Annotated in this window: 1 rRNA gene; it reads right to left on the bottom strand. The window is 52.9% G+C overall.

The window, feature by feature from the left end:
* Positions 1–255: ribosomal RNA gene (locus tag M3205_RS26090) — 23S ribosomal RNA — on the bottom strand; the annotation flags it as partial.

Below are 255 nucleotides of genomic sequence, written 5' to 3'. Positions count from 1 at the left end.
TTGCGGTACGGGCACCTTTTCCCTCGCTAGAGGCTTTTCTTGGCAGTGTGGAATCAGGAACTTCGGTACTAAATTTCCCTCGCCGTCACAGCTCAGCCTATGTGGTAACGGGATTTGCCTCGTTACCAGCCTAACTGCTTGGACGCGCTAATCCAACAGCGCGCTTACCCTATCCTCCTGCGTCCCCCCATTGCTCAAACGGTAAAGAGGTGGTACAGGAATATCAACCTGTTGTCCATCGCCTACGCTTTTCAG

Origin of the sequence: Cytobacillus firmus, from assembly GCF_023715565.1 — a bacterium.
Lineage (GTDB): Bacteria > Bacillota > Bacilli > Bacillales > Cytobacillaceae > Cytobacillus > Cytobacillus firmus_C.
Note: the sequence above shows the minus strand (reverse complement) of the source record. Positions and strands in the feature narration are given on the sequence as shown.